Source organism: Paenibacillus macerans, assembly GCF_900454495.1.
In the GTDB taxonomy this organism is placed as follows: Bacteria; Bacillota; Bacilli; order Paenibacillales; family Paenibacillaceae; genus Fontibacillus; species Fontibacillus macerans.
In genome coordinates this window covers 3,897,196-3,910,859 of the sequence record NZ_UGSI01000001.1, presented here as the reverse complement: position 1 = coordinate 3,910,859, position 13,664 = coordinate 3,897,196, and the positions used below count along the sequence as shown (strand labels likewise).

General features: G+C 57.7%; 10 protein-coding genes and 1 riboswitch. All 10 genes read left to right on the top strand.

Going from position 1 to position 13,664, the window contains the following annotated elements:
- Window positions 1-45: 45 nt before the first annotated feature.
- The 10 genes from DYE26_RS17535 (at window position 46) to purF (ending at window position 12,800) form a co-directional block, all read left to right on the top strand.
- The gene (locus DYE26_RS17535) at window positions 46-1,341 is read left to right on the top strand and encodes a sensor histidine kinase (protein ID WP_036625863.1); all 1,296 of its coding nucleotides are present in this window, start codon (window positions 46-48) and stop codon (window positions 1,339-1,341) included.
- Between the two features lie 64 nt (window positions 1,342-1,405).
- The gene (locus DYE26_RS17530; RefSeq protein WP_036625861.1) at window positions 1,406-2,317 is read left to right on the top strand and encodes a response regulator; all 912 of its coding nucleotides are present in this window, start codon (window positions 1,406-1,408) and stop codon (window positions 2,315-2,317) included.
- 1,016 nt (window positions 2,318-3,333) lie between these two features.
- A riboswitch (purine riboswitch) is annotated at window positions 3,334-3,435 on the top strand.
- 419 nt (window positions 3,436-3,854) lie between these two features.
- Window positions 3,855-4,352, top strand: a complete 498-nt coding sequence (gene purE, locus DYE26_RS17525) for a 5-(carboxyamino)imidazole ribonucleotide mutase (RefSeq protein ID WP_036625858.1) — start codon at window positions 3,855-3,857, stop codon at window positions 4,350-4,352.
- Entirely contained in the window at window positions 4,349-5,617 is a 1,269-nt protein-coding gene (gene purK / locus DYE26_RS17520; protein ID WP_036625856.1) for a 5-(carboxyamino)imidazole ribonucleotide synthase, read from the top strand. The genes purE and purK overlap by 4 nt, the downstream gene beginning before the upstream one ends.
- Entirely contained in the window at window positions 5,617-6,915 is a 1,299-nt protein-coding gene (gene purB, locus DYE26_RS17515) for an adenylosuccinate lyase (RefSeq protein ID WP_036625854.1), read from the top strand. The genes purK and purB overlap by 1 nt, the downstream gene beginning before the upstream one ends.
- A 252-nt stretch (window positions 6,916-7,167) precedes the next feature.
- Entirely contained in the window at window positions 7,168-8,067 is a 900-nt protein-coding gene (locus DYE26_RS17510) for a phosphoribosylaminoimidazolesuccinocarboxamide synthase (protein ID WP_036625852.1), read from the top strand.
- A 91-nt stretch (window positions 8,068-8,158) separates the two neighbouring features.
- Window positions 8,159-8,404: a phosphoribosylformylglycinamidine synthase subunit PurS gene (purS, locus tag DYE26_RS17505; protein ID WP_036625850.1), complete on the top strand. Its 246-nt coding sequence runs from the start codon at window positions 8,159-8,161 to the stop codon at window positions 8,402-8,404.
- Window positions 8,405-8,408: 4 nt separating this feature from the next.
- Window positions 8,409-9,098 (top strand): phosphoribosylformylglycinamidine synthase subunit PurQ, encoded by a 690-nt coding sequence (purQ, locus tag DYE26_RS17500; protein ID WP_036625848.1) that lies wholly within the window; start codon window positions 8,409-8,411, stop codon window positions 9,096-9,098.
- Complete coding sequence (gene purL / locus DYE26_RS17495; protein WP_036625846.1) at window positions 9,076-11,337, top strand: phosphoribosylformylglycinamidine synthase subunit PurL; 2,262 nt, start codon at window positions 9,076-9,078, stop codon at window positions 11,335-11,337. Before purQ ends, purL begins: the two co-directional genes overlap by 23 nt.
- Window positions 11,322-12,800, top strand: coding sequence for an amidophosphoribosyltransferase (purF, locus tag DYE26_RS17490; protein WP_036625844.1), 1,479 nt, complete (start codon window positions 11,322-11,324; stop codon window positions 12,798-12,800). The genes purL and purF overlap by 16 nt, the downstream gene beginning before the upstream one ends.
- The last annotated feature ends 864 nt before the right edge of the window (window positions 12,801-13,664 follow it).

Here is a 13,664-nt window from a genome sequence, read left to right as displayed (position 1 = left end):
AGTATTATGGGCAATATCTATTTGCGGGAGCCAGGTGAGAGGGGCATGGGGACGGCTCTTTTCAAATCGAAATACGTACAAATCGGCCTTGTTGCGGTTGGGACGGCGGTGGCCGGGGAACTGAAAATCAACCCGTTTGACGGCGATATTTTCAGGATCGGGCTGGGCAGCAGCGCTTTTCTGCTGTTTTTGCTGCTGATGAGGAAGCTGCCTTACGTATTGACCGGCGTCGTTACCGGCGCTGTCGTGCTGCTGTTCCGGACCGGATTGGACCAAGTGATGGCCGGCGGATGGACGGCGTTGGACAGTCTGGGCCGGCATTGCTCAGCGGGCGTCTATTACATTGTGTTTGCTTGCGGAATGCAGTTCATCAGGGCGAGGGTGGATCGGCTTTACCCGCTGATGCTGGGCGCGGTGACGGCGGTTATCGATCTGCTGTCCAATGAAGCGGAGCTGCTGACCCGGCTGCTGGTCACGGGCACGGCCGCGTTCAAGCTGAACGAGTGGACGTTTCTGATGGCGATCGCCATGCTGCGAACGTATTTCGTGACGGGCATCTACAGCAGCATCGCGGTCAGCCGGATGCGGATCATCCAGAAGGAGCAAAACCGCCGGATCGAGCAGATGCTCACCTTCAGTTCGGGGCTGTATGGGGAAGTTTTTTACCTGAAAAAATCGATCGGCACGCTGGAGGACGTTACCCTGAGCAGTTACGAGCTGTACCGGCGCTTGAGCGAGGAGGGGCGGCAGGAGCACAGGCAGCAGGTGCTGCGCATCACGCAGCAGATCCATGAGGTCAAAAAGGATTCGCAGCGGATTTTGGCCGGGTTGGTCAAGCTGACCGACCGGGAAGCGCCGGGGGATATGCCGCTGTCCGCGCTCGTTCATTTTACGCTGAAAAGCAACGGCAAGTATGCCGAAATGTTGGGCAAAACGATTTCTTTTTCGTACGATATCCGCACCGATTATGTGACCGCAAGCTACGTTTCGCTGCTGACGCTGATGAACAATTTGACCGCCAACGCGGTGGAGGCGATCGGGGAGAATGGCATGATCCATTTGGAAGTGGGCGAGCATGGGAGTTATACGGTGTTTATCGTAGCCGACAGCGGCGGCGGCGTGGCGGAGCGCGACCGCGATTTGCTGTTCGAGCCGGGTTTTACGACCAAGTTTGACCAGGAGGGTGTGGCGGCCACGGGCATCGGGCTGTCCCATGTGCGCGATATCGTAAGCATGTTTGCGGGGGAGGTTGAGGTCGGAGCATCTTCCGTTTTGGGGGGCGCGATGTTTCAGGTCCGCATTCCGACGGAAAAGCTGCGTAAGCCTGCGCTTCCGATGTAAGTTTTGTTAGTTTGCGAATTAGACTTGCGGAGCGTGCTCACAAAACTTTTGGGAGGGGTCAAGCATGGCGCTTTCTTTCTGTATCGTAGACGATGATATTAGCGCGAGAAGAATGCTGCAGCATATCATTGAAGACGGCGGGCTCGGCGAAGTGGCGGGAACGGCAGGCAGCGGGCAGGAAGGTGTGCGACAAATCTTGAGCGAGGCCCCGGACATCGTGCTGATGGATCTTTTGATGCCCGATCAGGACGGCATCGAGGCGATCGATTCACTGCGCGCCCAGGGCTGCAGCGCCAAATTCGTGATGATCTCGCAGATAGAGAATCAGGATATGGTCGGGCGGGCGTACCGGAGCGGCATCGAGTTTTTTATCCGCAAGCCGATCAACCGGATCGAGGTGGAAACCGTGCTGCGAAAAGTGAACGAACGTTACGCCATGGGGCATTATTTGGAGGAAATCCGCTCCAGCCTGAAAAAGCTGGAAGGGCTTCGCCCCGCGCCCCACGTTACGGCCGGGAAACGGGCCGTACGCGAAGCGATCCAGCCGATCCTGATGAATATGGGGCTGATCGGGGAAAGCGGCAGCCGCGACATGATCGCGATCATGGAGCTGCTGATCGAACGCGGAGCCGGCGCAAACATGCCGCCGCTGAAGGAGCTGTACCGCCAGGCGGCGGCAACGTACAAGGCGAAGCCGGAGGAGATCGCCAAGGAGGTCAAAGCGATCGAGCAGCGGCTGCGCCGCGCGCTGGCGGCGGGGCTGACCAATCTGGCTTCGCTCGGTTTGACCGACTACGGCAACCCCCGGTTTGAGTACTACGCCCCGCTATATTTCGATTTCGAAGACGTGCGGCTGAAGATGAAGGAAATCGAAGAGGGCCGGGAGACCAGCGGCGGCGGTGGTAAGGTGAAGGTCAACATCAAAAAGTTTTTGCAAGTGCTGTATATCGAGCTGCAGGAGCAGATGAACGGATAGAGTTCGCCGCTGCTTTTGCGGCTTTTTTAATGTTGATGGAACGACCGGGTGGTGATAGCGTCGGCTTTAAAATAGGGGAAATTGCCGTAAAACAGTAGTACTTGCCGTCTAAAGCAGCAATTGCATAAAATAGCCACTAGCGTTGCATTAACTTTCAATCTAGACAACTGGCAGCCCTTACATGCCAGATTTTCTGGGATTCAGATTACCTGGGATCCGGATTTTCTGGGGAAGTGATCATGTTTTCAAGCCGATAGTGCGCCCGCCGGAAATCTAACGGTTGCAGCAGCGGCTAATTTGCGAACAAAGCCTTTTTCAAAACTCTAGCAACGGTTGTGATCGCCGTTATTTGCCTGAATCTAAGCAAACTAAGCCGGATTTCAGTGAAATAAGCGCTACGGCATCCGTTACAATTTGAAATCAACGTTTTTGGAACAAATAACGCTTGTGGCAACCGTTAGAATATTGGTGCGGCTAGAAAATGTATCTTGTCAGATTTAATGCAATGCTAGTGTAAAATAGCGGTAATTTATGTGCTTATTATCCGGCGCACCAGCATGTTCATCCCATTAGCGGAATTTTATGTACTTATTTTCCTCTGAATGGTTCAGAACGCAGGAATTTCATTACACTTCGAGAAAATAGCGACATAAATTTCCCTTATTTCTCTTAAATGAATGGATGTGGCTGGAATAACGCCGTTTTTTGTGCTTATTCAACAGGCGCTGCCGCGGATTAAGATTATATATCATCTTGCAAATGCACTTTTACACTCGATCAGGCGGTATTGGCGGAATTGAACGGAAATCGCCTGTACTTTTGCACTTGGTGGAATTTCGCAGGCCGTATCGTGACAACAGGGCTCGGGTGATAAGGTACAGGGATTAGAGGAGAGACATTCCAAAAACGAACATTCGGATTTTACATTCCATTAATGTTCGGGTTTGAGTTGACATGTCGTGTCCGCCATTGGTAAACTAGTAGAGCAAAGGCGGTTCTCCGCCGAACATAATAAAGTGAGGGTTACCTCTTAAACTCGTATAATACCGGGGATAGGGCCCGGAAGTTTCTACCCGAGAACCGTAAATTTTCGGACTACGAGCGAATACGTGATGAAGGTAAGGCGGCTTAAGCACGGAAAGCTTTTTTAGATATCGGAGCGCTAAAACTTAGCGGAATAATATCCTGGTATCGGAAGAAAACTTCCGTTAGTCGCGGTCTGTCTCCTCAGAATGGACGTCGATAGACGTTTTTCTCAAGAGCCTGGGCTTATGCACCGGGCTCTCCCGTTCCCCGGGCGGGCTTTTGTTCAGCCCGATCCTGGGAGCGGCCGGCGCCCTGAGCGAGCCGCCGGCCGCCAGGGTGGTTGGCCCTTAAACGGCAACCGACAGACACCTTACCTTCCGGCTTAGTCCGCCGTATTCTCTCATGGTCCGCGAATTTCTGGAAAATACTTCGTTATTTTCAGAGGTGCGGACCTTTTTAAGTATCCGGCCTTTTTGGAACCATAGAATAATGATAGAAAGTGGGATGAGGGATGACAGCACAGGTTGCAGTGATTATGGGCAGCAAATCGGATTGGGAAACGATGGCCCATGCTTGCGGCGTATTGGAGGAGTTGCAAATTCCGTACGAGAAAAAAATCGTCTCCGCGCACCGTACCCCGGACTTGATGTTCGAGTTTGCCGAGCAGGCCGCGGGGCGCGGGCTTAAGGTGATCATCGCCGGCGCCGGGGGCGCCGCCCATTTGCCGGGCATGGTGGCGGCGAAAACGGCGCTGCCGGTCATCGGCGTGCCGGTGAAGTCGGCCGCGTTGAACGGCCTCGATTCGCTGCTGTCGATCGTGCAGATGCCGGGCGGCATTCCGGTCGGGACGGTGGCGATCGGCAAAGCCGGCGCGATCAACGCCGGGCTGCTGGCCGCGCAGATCCTCGGCGCGTTCGATCCCGAACTGATGCGCCGTGTGCAGGAGCGCCGCGACCGGATTCGCGAAGAGGTGCTGGCGAGCGGCGCGGAATTGGAGGCGGCGGAATGAGTAACGAAGCGAAGGTGATCGCTCCGGGCGCGACGATCGGCGTGCTCGGCGGCGGGCAGCTCGGGCGGATGATGGCGCTGGCCGGCAGCAATCTCGGCTACCGCTTCGTGACGCTGGATCCGACGCCGGATGCGCCGTGCGGCCAGGTGGCCGGGCAAATCGTCGCCGGCTACGACGACCAAGAGGCCGCCCGCCGGCTGGCCGAGCGCTCGGACGTAATCACGTACGAGTTCGAGAACGTGGACGCGGGCGTGGCCGCGCTGCTTGAGGAGCTGTCGTACGTGCCGCAGGGAAGCAAGCTGCTGTACACGACCCAGCACCGGCTGCGCGAAAAGCGCGCGGTCGAGGCGGCGGGCGTGAAAGTGGCTCCGTATGCGGAGATCGGCAGCGAAGAGGACCTGCGGGCGGCGGTTAAGCGCCTCGGCCTTCCGGCCGTGCTGAAGACCGCGACCGGCGGTTATGACGGCAAAGGGCAATGGGTGATCCGCTCGGAAGCGGAAATCGCCCCGGCCTACGCCGAGCTGAGTAAGGCCGGCACCGAGCTTGTGCTGGAGCAATTCATCCCGTTTGTGAAGGAGCTGTCGGTGATCGCGGCGCGCAGTCCGCACGGGGAAATTCAAACGTTCCCGGTGGCGGAAAATATCCATGTCGATAATATTTTGCATCTATCGATCGTGCCGGCCCGCGTGGAAGAACGGGTGCAGCGGGAGGCCGAAAGGCTGGCCGCGCGCATCGCGGAAGGCATGGAAGCGGTGGGGCTGCTGGCCGTGGAGATGTTTTTGACCGCGGGCGGCGAGTTGTTCGTCAACGAGTTGGCGCCGCGGCCGCACAATTCCGGCCATTACACGATGGAGGCCTGCACGACCTCGCAGTTCGAGCAGCACGTCCGGGCCATCTGCAATTTGCCGCTCGGCAAAGCGGAATTGCTCTCGCCGGTTGTGATGGTGAACGTGCTCGGCGAGCATTTGGAGGCCGTGCGCGAGGCGATGGTGCAAGGCGCTTGGCCGGACGGCGGAAGCGGGAAGGAACCGGCGGCGCGGGAAGGCGGTTTGCCGGCCGGGCGGCCTCTGCTGGGCTCCGCCCCGGAGGAAGGGAAAACGGCCGGACGGCAAGCTGGATTCCCGGTCATTCCCAAAGTACACTTATATGGAAAGAACGGAGCCGCGCCGAAGCGGAAAATGGGGCATATCAATCTGCTCTGCCGGGATGTGGAGGACGGACTCCGTTGGATAGAGCAAACCAACATTTGGAGGAATGAACGCTAATGATCGAACGCTACAGCAGACCGGAAATGAGAGCGATCTGGACGGAGGAAAACAAATTCAAGGCTTGGCTGGAAGTCGAGCTGTGCGCCTGCGAGGCTTGGGCCGAGCTGGGCGTCATCCCGAAGGAGGACGTGGCTTTGCTGCGCCAAAACGCCTCGTTCGACATCGACCGGATCTACGAAATCGAGCAGGAGACGCGCCATGACGTGATCGCCTTTACCCGGGCGGTTTCGGAAAGCTTGGGCCCGGAACGGAAATGGGTGCACTATGGCCTCACTTCGACGGACGTGGTGGACACGGCGCTGGGGTATTTGCTGAAGCAGGCCAACGAAATTCTTGAGCGGGATATTTTGAACTTTATCGATATTTTGCGGGAAAAAGCGCTCGCCTACAAAGACACGCCGATGATGGGCCGGACGCATGGCGTGCATGCCGAGCCGACGACGTTCGGGCTGAAGATGGCGCTCTGGCATGAAGAGATGAAGCGGAATCTGGAGCGCTTCCGCCGGGCCGCGGACGGAGTGCAGTTCGGCAAAATCTCCGGTGCGGTAGGTACGTACGCGAACATCGATCCGTTCGTGGAGCAGTTTGTGTGCGAGAAGCTGGGCACAACGGCCGCGCCGGTCTCCACGCAAACGCTGCAGCGCGACCGCCACGCCGAGTATATGGCCACGCTGGCGCTGATCGCCACGTCGCTCGACAAATTCGCCACGGAAATCCGCGCCCTGCAAAAAAGCGAATTCCGCGAGGTGGAGGAAGCTTTCGCCAAAGGGCAAAAAGGCTCGTCGGCGATGCCGCACAAGCGCAATCCGATCGGCTGCGAGAACATTTCCGGCCTGTCGCGCGTGATCCGCGGGCACATGGTGTCGGCCTACGAAAACGTGACCCTGTGGCATGAACGCGATATTTCGCATTCTTCGGTGGAGCGGGTGATTTTGCCCGACGCGACGATGCTGCTGAACTACATGTTGAACCGCTTCGGAAATATCGTGAAAAACTTGACGGTGTTCCCGGAAAATATGAAGCGCAACATGGGCCGCACGTTTGGCGTGCCGTTCTCCGGCCGCGTCATGACGAAGCTGATCGACAAAGGCTTCAGCCGCGAGCAGGCGTACGACACGGTGCAGCCGCGGGCGATGCAGGCTTGGGAAACGCAGCGGCAGTTCCGCGACATCATCGAAGAGACGCCGGAAATTACCGCCGTGCTGAGCAAGGAAGAGATCGACGACGCGTTTAACCCGGCTTGGCATTTGAAGCATGTGGATACGATTTTCCGCAAGCTGGGTTTGGCTGAGTAGGAAGGGCGCATCTCGGATGATAGTGGTAAAAAAATACCCCTATTTATCCGGTTTTGCGGCAGCACCGTCAAATAGCGGTACAAAAAGGCGTTATTTTCGGGGAATGTGGTCAAAATGGACGTTTGCAGCCGGAGCAGAAGAAAATAGCGCCCCATTTTACCGCTATATTGCGAATTTTGCTGAATCGCGGAGGATAGCTGCTTTTTATACCGTTATTGCAATCAATAAGCGTAATTTGAGGAGGACGGCGACATGTCATCACCGGCAATTTCCACGGCGGCGGATTTGGTGAACGCCCCGCTGCTGTATAAAGGCAAAGTGCGGGAGCTGTACGACCTTGGCGAGCATTATTTGATCGTCGTGACCGACCGTATTTCCGCTTTCGACTATGTGCTTGAGCCGGCGGTGCCGGACAAAGGCAATGTGCTGAACCGCCTGAGCGCGTTCTGGTTCGGCAAGACGCAGCATCTGCTGGAGAATCACGTGATTCATGCGGATGTGGAGCTTTTGGGGGACGTCGTTCCCGAAGCGCACAAGCCGCTGCTGAAAAACCGCGTGATGGTCACCCGTAAAGCCGAACGCATCGATATCGAATGCGTGGTGCGCGGTTACGTCACCGGCGGCGGCTGGCGGCAGTACGAGCAGAGCGGCGAGATCAACGGCATCAAGCTGCCGGAGGGCCTGCGCAAAAACGCCAAGCTGGCGGAGCCGATTTTTACGCCGGCGGCGAAAAACGACGTCGGCCATGACGAGGACATCTCCTTTGCGGAGATGGCGGACAAGGTCGGCGCGGATTTGGCGGAGCAGCTGCGCAGCCGCAGCCTGGAGCTTTACGCTTTCGCTCGGGACTACTGCGAGGAGCGCGGCATCATGCTCGCCGACTGCAAGCTGGAATTCGGGCTGGTGGACGGCAGGCTGATTTTGATCGACGAGATTTTCACGCCGGATGCGTCGCGTTTTTGGGCCAAGGAAAAATACGCGCTGGATATCGAGATCGACAGCATGGACAAAGAGCCGGTGCGCGCTTACCTGGCCGGTTCGGATTGGGACAAGAACAGCCGGCCCGATCCGCTGCCGGGGCATGTGGTTGAGGAGACGACCCGGCGTTACCGCGATATTTACCGGCGGCTGACCGGGTACGAGTTAGAGTAGGGAACAGGCAGGCGGAAAAGAAACGCAAGCGGCGGGGCGATTAAGTCCAAACAGCTGCATAAGTCCAAACAATAGGAGGAATACGAGGAACATGATTAAAGCGAACGTTTATGTCACGATCAAGCAAAGCGTACTGGATCCGCAAGGAGTAGCGGTGCAGGGAGCGCTTCATTCGATGGGCTTCAAGGAAGTGGAGAGCGTCCGCATCGGCAAATATATGGAGCTTACGCTGGACACGAACGACCGCTTTGAGGCGGAAGCCCGCGTCAAGGCAATGTGCGAGAAGCTGCTGGCCAATACAGTGGTTGAAGATTACCGTTTTGAATTGGAGGGCTGAATCGATGAAATTCGCGGTACTCGTATTTCCCGGTTCCAACTGTGATATCGACTGTTATAAAGCGGTGGAGGAAGCTTTGGGCGAACCCGTCGATTACGTGTGGCATACGGCGGCGGATCTTTCCGCGTACGACTGCATCCTGGTTCCCGGGGGCTTTTCCTATGGCGATTACTTGCGCTGCGGGGCGATTTCCCGGTTCGCGCCCGTGATGGCCGAGGTGGCCAAAGCCGCGGAGGAAGGCAAATATGTTCTCGGCATCTGCAACGGATTTCAGATTTTGACGGAAGCCGGGCTGCTGCCGGGGACGCTGCGCCGCAACATGTCGCTGAAATTCCGCTGCCATGATACGGTGCTGAGGGTCGAAAACAACGCAAATCCGTTTACGTCGCTGTACGCGCCGGGCGAAGAGATTACGATTCCGATCGCCCACGGCGAAGGCAATTATTATTGTGATGAAGAAACCTTGGCCCGGCTGCGGCAAAACAACCAGATTATTTTCCGGTATGTGAATAACCCGAACGGGTCGGTGGACGATATCGCCGGTATTTCCAGTGAACGCGGCAACGTGGTCGGCATGATGCCGCATCCGGAGCGTGCGGTGAACGCCCTGCTCGGCTCTACGGACGGCAAAAAAATGTTTACATCCATTTTGAAGGCTTGGAGGGATCGGCATGAGTCAGCAAGTGTCCGCTAAGGAACCGAATGCAGAGCAAATTGCGGAGCAGAAAATTTACAAACAGATGGGCGTTTCGGATAGCGAATACGAACTGATCTGCGGGTTTTTGGGCCGTAAGCCGAACTACACGGAAATCGGCGTGTTCAGCGTCATGTGGTCGGAGCACTGCGCCTACAAAAATTCGAAGCCGCTGCTGCGCCGTTTTCCCACCAGCGGACCGCGTGTCCTGATGGGGCCGGGCGAGGGCGCGGGGATCGTCGATATCGGCGACAACCAGGCGGTCGTGTTCAAAATCGAAAGCCATAACCACCCTTCCGCAGTGGAGCCTTACCAAGGCGCTGCGACGGGCGTCGGCGGGATTATCCGCGATATTTTTTCGATGGGGGCAAGACCGGTTGCGCTGCTTAACTCTCTGCGTTTCGGCAAGCTGGAAAGCGAGCGCGTGAAATATTTGTTCGAGCACGTCGTGTCCGGGATCGCCGGGTACGGCAACTGCATCGGTATCCCGACGGTCGGCGGCGAAGTCGTGTTTGACGAAAACTATGAAGGGAATCCGCTCGTCAACGCGATGTGCGTCGGGCTGATCGATCACGATAAAATCCAGCGCGGCGTCGCCAAGGGCGTGGGCAACCCGGTGTTTTACGTTGGCCCGCCAACGGGGCGCGACGGCATCCACGGCGCGACGTTTGCGTCGGAGGAGCTGACGGAGGAGTCGGAAGCGAAGCGGACGGCGGTACAGGTCGGCGATCCGTTTATGGAAAAGCTGGTCATGGAAGCCTGCCTCGAACTGATCGACACCGGCATCGTGCTGGGGATTCAGGATATGGGCGCGGCCGGGCTGACATGCTCCAGCGCGGAGATGGCGAGCAAGGCCGGCAACGGTCTGGAGCTGTATCTCGATCAGGTGCCGCAGCGCGAAGAGGGCATGACCGCTTACGAAATGATGCTGTCGGAATCGCAGGAACGGATGCTGTTCGTCGTTGAGCCGAAGGATGAGGCGCAGGCGCGGGAGATTTTTGAGCGCTGGGGCGTGATCTGCGCGAAGGTCGGCAAGGTGACGGACGACGGGCGGCTGAAGCTGTTCCATCACGGTGAGCTGGTTGGCGATATGCCGGTGAAGGCGCTCGTGGACGAATGTCCGATTTATGACAAGCCTTCGGCGGTGCCGGCTTATTATGAGCAGAACGCCGCGGTGGATACGCTGCGGTATGAAGAGGTCCGCGATCTGGGCGGGGCGCTTGAGCAAGTGTTGTCTTCGCCTTCGGTCGCAAGCAAAGCCTGGGTCTATGATCAGTACGACTACATGGTGCGCACCGGCACGGCGGTTCGTCCGGGCTCGGACGCGGCGGTCGTGACGGTCCACGGGACGCGCAAGGCGCTGGCGATGACGACCGACTGCAACGGCCGGTTCGTGTACCTCGATCCGGAGGTGGGCGGACGCATCGCGGTCAGCGAAGCGGCGCGCAACATCGTGTGCTCCGGAGCCGAGCCGCTGGCGATTACGGACAACCTGAATTTCGGCAGCCCGGAGAAGCCGGATATTTTCTGGCAGATGGAGCGGGCCGTAGACGGCATGGCGGAAGCTTGCCGCGAGCTGGATACGCCGGTCATCGGCGGGAACGTCAGCTTGTACAACGAAAACGCCAAAGGCGCGATTTACCCGACGCCGGTCGTCGGCATGGTGGGACTCGTGCACGATGTGGACCATATTACGACCCAGGGCTTCAAGTCCGAGGGAGACGTGATTTTCCTGCTCGGCGAAACGAAGGCGGAGCTTGGCGGCAGCGAGTTCCAAGCGGTCGTGCATGGCGTCGTTGAGGGGCGTCCGCCGCAGCTGGATCTGGCAGTTGAGAAAAAGCTGCTGGGCGCTGTGCTTGAAGCGATTCAAGGCGGGCTGGTACGTTCGGCTCACGATCTGTCCGAAGGCGGGCTGGCCGCAGCGCTGGCGGAATCGTGCATCAGCGGCGGTTTGGGCGCGAACGTCGATGTGGCAAGCGGCGGGCTGCGTGCGGATGTTTTGCTGTTCAGCGAGTCGCAGTCGCGGATTTTGCTGTCGGCATCGCCGGATAAAGCGGATGCGCTGGAGCGGCTCATCGCGGAGCGCGGCGTGCCGGTTGCGCGGATCGGTTCCGTAGCGGGCGCGGCTGCCGGGGGCGCCGGGCTGGCCATTGCAGTGGACGGGGCTTCCGTGCTGAACAAGCCGGTCGAGCAGTTGAAACGCGTCTGGGAGGATGTCATTCCATGTCTGATGAAATAATGCCGCGCGGACTTTGGACAGGAGCATATTACAACGAAGGCGCGGGACATGCGGATCCGTTCGACACGTTGCGGGAGGAGTGCGGCGTGTTCGGCGTGTTCGGTCATCCCGAAGCCGCTTCCCTTTCTTATTACGGCCTGCATGCGCTGCAGCACCGGGGCGAAGAAAGCGCCGGGATGTGCGTGACGGACGGATCGGAGTTCAATTACCACCGCGGCATGGGGCTTGTCAAGGAAGTGTTCGACCGGGACAAGCTCGCTTCGCTGGTCGGCGACCGCTCGATCGGCCATGTACGGTATTCGACGAGCGGGGACAGCCGGCTGACGAACGCGCAGCCGCTGATTTTCAAATACCGCGACGGGGATTTGGCGGTGGCGACGAACGGCAATATCGTGAACGCGCCGAAAATCCGCCGCGAGCTGGAGCAAAGCGGCTCGATCTTTCAGACGACAAGCGACACGGAGGTGATCGCGCATCTGATCGCGCGGTCGCCGAAGGATTTTGTCGAGGCGGCGAAGGACGCGCTGGGGCAACTGGTCGGCGGCTTCGCCTTCCTGCTGCTGACGAACGACAAGCTGATCGCCGCCAGCGATCCCAACGGGCTGCGGCCGCTGACGATGGGCCGGCTCGGCGACGCGTATCTGTTCTCGTCCGAGACGTGCGCGTTCGAGGTGATCGGCGCGGAGACGATCCGCGAAATCCAGCCGGGCGAAATGCTGGTGCTGGACGGCAACGGTCTGCACGAAGACCGTTATACCGAGCCGCAGCGCAAGGCGTTGTGCGCGATGGAATACATCTACTTCGCGCGTCCGGACAGCGACATGAACGGCTCGAATCTGCACGCGAGCCGCAAGCGGATGGGGCAAGTGATGGCGCAGGAGTCTTTTGTCGACGCGGACGTCGTGACCGGCGTGCCCGACTCCAGCATCTCCGCCGCCATCGGCTACGCGGAGCAGACCGGCATCCCTTACGAGCTTGGTCTGATCAAAAACAAATACACCGGCCGGACGTTCATCCAGCCAAGCCAGGAGCTGCGCGAGCAGGGCGTGAAGATGAAGCTGAGCGCGGTGCGCCGGGTCGTGGAAGGCAAACGCGTGGTGATGATCGACGATTCGATCGTCCGCGGCACGACCTCGCGGCGGATCGTGGGTCTGCTGCGCGAGGCCGGGGCGACGGAGGTGCATGTGCGGATCACTTCGCCGCCGTTCAAAAACCCGTGCTTCTACGGGATCGACACCCCGGACCGCGGCGAGTTGATCGCTTCGTACAAATCCGTTGACGAAATTTGCCGGGAGATCGGTGCGGACACACTGGAGTTTTTGAGCCCTGAGGGCTTGATCCGGGCGGTAGGCGGCGGCAACTCCGGGGATTATAAAGGCGGCCTCTGCATGGCCTGCTTTGACAATGATTACCCGACGCGGACGGATTTTGACGGGGAAGAGAAATACGGGTGTACGTGCTAAGCGGGCGTCTTGCCGGTTGCTCACAGTCTATGAGGGCTGGTAAAACTTCATGTGGCGTATAACGCAGCGGTTGGCGGTTAGGGCGAAGTTGTGTTCCGGTCTGTGTCGACTGGATCCGTTAGCACTGGCTTTAGGCCGCCCAACCATTGATAGGGTCGCAACAATTATTTCACATGATAAAATATTTTCGAAACAGCATAAGCTTAAGGTGGGTACGTCGATCAGAGTTGATTGTGCTGCTTAGGTGGGCCACATTGGATAATTCAATGAGATTTGCGGGATATGCTCATGATGAGTCCTCTGATTGGAAATATCCAATAGAATGGAAAATGAATAGTAAATATGGTAGCTTGATTGGATATTTCCAATAGATTGGCCTCGGTATGACGGAAAATGGACTTTTGAGCGAAATCTATTGGATTTTTCCAATGAAGGCTCAAAATTAAGTTCGATGTCTGTCAATCTATTGGATTTTTCCAATAAGAGCAGACAGCGGCGAGGGATATGAGCTACTCGCGGTGGCCCTTTACTACTCCCGCGGTGATTTAGCTGAACGTGCTGGCGATTGAGCTGCTCGGATAGCGATTGCGGTGGCCCTTTCGAGCTTTCCTGCAACGAGGTTTTCGAATCGGTACTATCGCCTGCCGTAATTCTAACGGTTGTCAGCGCCGTTATTTGTCTTGATTTGGGCATAAGTAGCCGGAGTTAAGCGAAATAAGCACGATGGCAACCGTTAGAATCCGAAATCAGCGTAAATGGCTCAAATAGCGGCTGTGGCAACCGTTAGCTTGGTTTAGTCTGGATGTAGTCTAGTTGATTTTGCGGTTACAAAGAAACGCATGTCCTCCAAAAAATAAACCTAAG

Bases quoted from the DNA above. Each gene is read 5' to 3' on its own strand.
- DYE26_RS17535 (WP_036625863.1), top strand. From the start codon at position 46: ATGGGGACGGCTCTTTTCAAATCGAAATACGTACAAATCGGCCTTGTT.
- DYE26_RS17530 (WP_036625861.1), top strand. From the start codon at position 1,406: ATGGCGCTTTCTTTCTGTATCGTAGACGATGATATTAGCGCGAGAAGA.
- purE (WP_036625858.1), top strand. From the start codon at position 3,855: ATGACAGCACAGGTTGCAGTGATTATGGGCAGCAAATCGGATTGGGAA.
- purK (WP_036625856.1), top strand. From the start codon at position 4,349: ATGAGTAACGAAGCGAAGGTGATCGCTCCGGGCGCGACGATCGGCGTG.
- purB (WP_036625854.1), top strand. From the start codon at position 5,617: ATGATCGAACGCTACAGCAGACCGGAAATGAGAGCGATCTGGACGGAG.
- DYE26_RS17510 (WP_036625852.1), top strand. From the start codon at position 7,168: ATGTCATCACCGGCAATTTCCACGGCGGCGGATTTGGTGAACGCCCCG.
- purS (WP_036625850.1), top strand. From the start codon at position 8,159: ATGATTAAAGCGAACGTTTATGTCACGATCAAGCAAAGCGTACTGGAT.
- purQ (WP_036625848.1), top strand. From the start codon at position 8,409: ATGAAATTCGCGGTACTCGTATTTCCCGGTTCCAACTGTGATATCGAC.
- purL (WP_036625846.1), top strand. From the start codon at position 9,076: ATGAGTCAGCAAGTGTCCGCTAAGGAACCGAATGCAGAGCAAATTGCG.
- purF (WP_036625844.1), top strand. From the start codon at position 11,322: ATGTCTGATGAAATAATGCCGCGCGGACTTTGGACAGGAGCATATTAC.